The sequence below is a fragment of the Mesorhizobium sp. M7A.F.Ca.CA.002.05.1.1 genome, assembly GCF_003998335.1.
Taxonomy (GTDB): Bacteria; Pseudomonadota; Alphaproteobacteria; order Rhizobiales; family Rhizobiaceae; genus Mesorhizobium.
The window spans coordinates 1-4,056 of record NZ_RZQI01000554.1 but is presented as its reverse complement, the minus strand read 5'-3'; the positions used below and the strand labels follow the sequence as shown (position 1 = coordinate 4,056).

The 4,056-nt window shown below is 60.5% G+C and carries 6 protein-coding genes; 4 read left to right on the top strand and 2 right to left on the bottom strand.

What is annotated here, in order from left to right; all coding sequences use genetic code 11:
* The 4 genes from EN939_RS23790 to EN939_RS23775 all read left to right on the top strand — a co-directional run.
* On the top strand, positions 1 to 388 hold a 388-nt coding region (locus EN939_RS23790; RefSeq protein ID WP_127270116.1), incomplete at its 5' end, for a hypothetical protein.
* Positions 389 to 444: 56 nt separating this feature from the next.
* Entirely contained in the window at positions 445 to 1,233 is a 789-nt protein-coding gene (locus EN939_RS23785) for an ATP-binding cassette domain-containing protein (RefSeq protein WP_127269842.1), read from the top strand.
* Between the two features lie 35 nt (positions 1,234 to 1,268).
* Entirely contained in the window at positions 1,269 to 2,105 is an 837-nt protein-coding gene (locus EN939_RS23780) for an ABC transporter permease (protein WP_050580490.1), read from the top strand.
* Between the two features lie 32 nt (positions 2,106 to 2,137).
* On the top strand, positions 2,138 to 2,734 hold the full coding sequence (locus EN939_RS23775; RefSeq protein ID WP_236382787.1) for a hypothetical protein: 597 nt from the start codon (positions 2,138 to 2,140) through the stop codon (positions 2,732 to 2,734).
* A gap of 16 nt (positions 2,735 to 2,750) precedes the next feature.
* Here EN939_RS23775 and EN939_RS23770 read toward each other — a convergent pair whose 3' ends face one another.
* Positions 2,751 to 2,951, bottom strand: coding sequence for a hypothetical protein (locus EN939_RS23770; RefSeq protein WP_127269848.1), 201 nt, complete (start codon positions 2,949 to 2,951; stop codon positions 2,751 to 2,753).
* Between the two features lie 198 nt (positions 2,952 to 3,149).
* Positions 3,150 to 4,055 carry a LysR family transcriptional regulator gene (locus tag EN939_RS23765; RefSeq protein ID WP_127270112.1) on the bottom strand — a complete coding sequence of 302 codons (906 nt, stop codon included), beginning with the start codon at positions 4,053 to 4,055 and terminating at the stop codon, positions 3,150 to 3,152.
* Position 4,056 lies beyond the last annotated feature (1 nt).

The window sequence follows — 4,056 nt, the reverse complement described above, 5'->3', positions numbered from 1 at the left end:
GACCGGAGCAAGCGCCGACGACGCAACACCAAAACCGTCGCGTGCCAGCAAGAACCTGCCGGAACTGATTATCGGTTCGGCCGATTCCACTTACGCCGTCAATCAGAAGGATTTCGAGCTGATCGCCGGCCAGGGCTATCGCTGGAAGATCACCTCCAAGGGCGGTTTCGAATACAAGTTCGTCACCGACCTCTTCCGCAATGTCTGGATGGACCAGATCGTCATCAACGATTTGGAAGTGCATATGGACGGCGGACCAGCCTGGCTGGAATTCGACGACGCGGGAACGATCCAGGTGCAGTTCCATACCGTTCGCCCGGGCGAATATACCTGGTCGGTTCCCGACCTTGCCGACAAGGGACTGAAGGGCAAGATTACGATCAAGTGAGACAAAAGGCGATCAAGGCGCCAGATAGCCAACGCGTCCTGAAGGAGCGGCCCGGCATGCAGCATATGAGGACAAGCGGTCCGGGAGAAGAGGTGGCGGCGCTCGATGTCGGTGCCGTCAGCCATTCCTATGGCCAGAAGCGGGCGCTCAACGACGTCTCCTTCTCGATCGCGCCGGCGACTTTCACCGTTCTGCTCGGCCTCAACGGGGCCGGCAAGACAACGCTGTTCTCACTGATAAGCCACCTCTACGACACGCGTCACGGATCGATCCGCATCTTCGGCCATGACATTCGCCGCGCATCCGGCGAAGCACTCAGACGCGTCGGCATCGTGTTCCAGGCACGCACGCTCGACCTCGACCTCAGCGTCTACCAGAATCTCTCATACCACGCCTCGCTGCATGGCATTGGCGGACGCGACGCTCGCCAGCGCATTGCCGCGCTGCTTGAAACGGTCGACATGCAGGGCCGCCAGCATGACAAGGCACGCAGCCTCTCCGGGGGTCAGATGCGGCGCATCGAAATCGCCCGGGCGCTGTTGCACCGACCTTCCCTGCTCCTGCTTGACGAGGCGACCGTAGGCCTCGACATCGAGTCTCGCGCGGGCATCCTCGCCACCATCCGCAAGCTCGTCCAAGCCGAGGGCATCGGCGTGCTCTGGGCCACGCATCTGATCGACGAAGTCGAAGACGCCGACCATGTCGTCATACTGCGGCGGGGTGATCTGGTCGCGAGCGGCAAGGTGTCGGATGTGATCCGTGCGAATGGTGGAAGTTCGATTCGCGAAACCTTTTCGAAGCTCAGCCGCGTCGATGCGGCGGGCATGGCGGAGACGTCGCCATGAGCGCTCCTGCGATGCCTGGAAAGCTCGCCGGCATCATGCCAGTGCGGTCTGAACCATTCGGCCTGCGCCACTATCTCATTTGCCTGAAAGGCGTCGTCCTGCGCGAATGCCTGCGCTTCCTGCACCAGCGCGAACGCTTCATTTCCTCGCTGGTCCGGCCGCTCGTCTGGCTGTTCATCTTCGCCGCCGGCTTTCGCCAGGTGCTCGGCGTGTCGATCATCCCACCCTACAAGACCTATGTGCTCTACGAGGTCTATATCACGCCGGGCCTTTGCGGCATGATCCTGCTGTTTTCCGGCATGCAGTCTTCGCTGTCGATGGTCTACGACCGCGAGATGGGCAACATGCGCATCCTGCTGGTCAGCCCGTTTCCGCGCTGGTTCCTGCTGGTGTCGAAGATGCTCGCCGGCGTGGCCGTATCGATCGTGCAGGTCTACGCGTTCCTGATCGTTGCCTGGTTGTGGGGCGTCAAGGCGCCGCCACTCGGCTACCTCTATGTGCTGCCGGCACTGTTCCTGTCGGGCATGATGCTTTGCGCGCTCGGCATGCTCTTGTCTTCGCTGATCAAGCAGCTCGAAAACTTCGCCGGCATCATGAACTTCGTCATCTTTCCCGGCTATTTCGCGTCTCCGGCGCTGTATCCCTTGTGGCGCATCCAGGAGGCGAGCCCGCTGCTCTACAAAATCTGCCTCTGCAACCCGTTCACCTATGCCGTCGAACTGATCCGCTTTGCCTTCTACGGGCAGATCGAATGGCTGTCGCTGGGCGTCGTGGCCGGCTGCACGCTGCTGTTTCTGGGCGGCGCCATTATCGCATACGACCCTTCGCGCGGTTTGGTGATCCGCAAGCAGGACATGGGAGGAAACGCCTGATGGCGCGAATGAGACTTGTTCACACTCTCGTTGTGGTCGCCACGCTTGCCTTGATGGGAGGCGCCGGCGCGGCAAACACCGATCCCGACTGGCCTTGCATACAACGTAAGGTGCCACGGCTCTCGCTTGGCCAGATCTGGAATGGGCCGGAGCTTCCTGCGACCGCGAAAGATTGGGCGAAGGATGCCCGTGTGTCGGCGCTTGTCGAAGCGGTGGCGGCCCGGCGGACGCCGATTGCCGAAGCCCAAAAAGAGATCAAGGATTTCGCGACTTCCCTGCCGCCCGAGCAGGTCGCACCAAAAATGACGATGCTGGTGCAGGGAATGTTCGAGCATATGGACGCCGAGCGTTCGCACGTGATCTCCGGCATCTCCCGCTATGCGCACAAACAGCTCGAAATGGCGGCACAGTTGCGCAAGGAAGCATCCGAAGTCGACGCGCTGCGCGCCAAGGCCGATGCGGATCCGGACGAAGTCGAACGGCGAACCGACCAGCTGAATTTCGCGACGCGAATTTTCACCGAACGGGTCCAGTCGCTGACTTATGTCTGCGATGTGCCCACGATAATCGAGCAGCGGCTTTACCAGTTGTCGAAGACCGTCTCGGAAACGCTCGTCGTGAAGAAATAGAGCTTGGCTGCCTGTCTCATGACTCCCTGCCAGGCAGCACACGCCAACGCTGCACGAAATAACCGGGATGTGTTTCGATCCACCGAGCCACCAGCGGCTGCGCCTGCATGAAGGCAGTCCCGGGATTCATCGCCAGACCGTCCACCATTTGTTCGCGTTGTTCGCAGGTCCGCGGTATATCCGTCAGGCAGACCATCATAACGAGTGTGTAAAGCATTACCCCTTTTCCCCATCGAATTCCCGAACCCTACCCGGGAGATTTCCGAACAGTCTGCAGGGGTTGCACATACAGATCGCTTACGGGTGTGAAAGGACGTGGCCCCCGCTCTTTCGCACTGCAACATAACACATCGCTTATATAACACCAACGATCGCGGGCGTTCTCCACCGGACTTTCCGTCGCGTTCGTGCAATGTCATCCCGCCTTGTCTGGATACAGCTTTCCGAAAAGGGGCAGGTACATCGCGCCCTTGCGCATCAGGAAATCGTTGAACGTGGCCATGGCCGGCGAGATTGCGTGATCGGTTCGCATCACTGAGAACCATTGCCGGCGGATCGGCATGCCGACAACGTCGAGGATGACAAGCCGGCCTGCTTCGGTTTCCGCAGCGATGGTGTGGGCAGAGATGAAGGCGATGCCCAGGCCGGCCATCACCGCCTGCTTGATCGTTTCGTTCGACGCCATCTCGACACCGAGATCGTCGATGCGGCCAGGCACGTCGCTCAGGAATATTTCCAGCGAGATGCGGGTTCCGGAGCCGGGCTCGCGAATAAGGAAATGCTCCTCCGCGATCCGCTCCTTGGAGATATCTCGCGCCGCGACCAACGGATGGTCTGGCGGCGCGATGATGACCAGCGGGTGATCGCCGAAGACCGAAGCACGCACCGGAACCTCTTTCGCCGGGCGCCCCATCAGCGCGATGTCGATGTCGTGGTTCCTGAGGTTGTCGATCGTCTGGGCGCGGTTGCCGATGGCAAGCCGCATGTCGATGTCGGGATGGTCCTTCATGAACGCAGCCATCAGCCGCGGCGCGAAATATTTGGCAGTGGAAACGACGCCGAGCCTCAGGCTGCCGGTGCGTACGCCCTTGATGGCATCCATCTTGTCTTCGAGCAAACCGAGATGCTCCTCGATAACCTGCGCTGTCTCGACGAAAGCCCGACCTGCGGCAGTGGGACGCATGCCGTCCGACGTTCGGTCGAACAGAGCCAGCTGGAATTCTTCCTCCACTTGCCGCAACTGGATTGTCAGCGCTGGAGGAGACAGACCTAACATCTTGGCCGCGCTGACAATTTTGCCGCACTTGGTGATTGCCTGGATG

Excerpts from the sequence above, each read along its gene's own strand:
- EN939_RS23785 (WP_127269842.1), top strand. The coding sequence starts at position 445 with ATGCAGCATATGAGGACAAGCGGTCCGGGAGAAGAGGTGGCGGCGCTC.
- EN939_RS23780 (WP_050580490.1), top strand. The coding sequence starts at position 1,269 with ATGCCAGTGCGGTCTGAACCATTCGGCCTGCGCCACTATCTCATTTGC.
- EN939_RS23770 (WP_127269848.1), bottom strand. The coding sequence starts at position 2,951 with ATGCTTTACACACTCGTTATGATGGTCTGCCTGACGGATATACCGCGG.